The following is a 340-nucleotide window of genomic DNA, read 5'->3' as shown; positions in this document are numbered from 1 at the left end:
CCGTAGGGCAGTCCGGCGCGTTCAAGCGTTATCGGATTCATATGCTCGATCCTTTCTCGCGGTTACGGCTTCCAACATGGCGCCGGCACGCGCGGCCAGGGCCTCGTGCGCCGGCTGTGCCGCGGCCAGGGCCCGGGCCGAGTAGAAGCCACTCTCGGCTCCGTCGAGATCACCCAGTTGCAGGTGGCACTCGGCGGCATGGAAGGGAAAGCGCGGCTCGTTGATGTCCATCAGCGCGCCGTAGCTGTAGCTCTGCAGGGCCTGTTCATAGAGACCGAGGGACTGGCGGCAGGCGCCCAGGCCGAGAAAGTAGCGGGCGTCGTAGTGGTCGAGCATGCAC

The 340-nt window shown here is 66.2% G+C and carries 1 pseudogene; it reads right to left on the bottom strand.

The features are described from left to right. Window positions 1–21: 21 nt before the first annotated feature. Window positions 22–340, bottom strand: a pseudogene (pcrH, locus tag ACLJNW_RS23815) (SycD/LcrH family type III secretion system chaperone PcrH); the annotation flags it as partial.

The sequence above is a fragment of the Salmonella sp. SAL4457 genome (assembly GCF_046548235.1).
Classification (GTDB): domain Bacteria; phylum Pseudomonadota; class Gammaproteobacteria; order Enterobacterales; family Enterobacteriaceae; genus Salmonella; species Salmonella enterica.
This window is presented reverse-complemented; position numbering and strand designations above follow the sequence as displayed.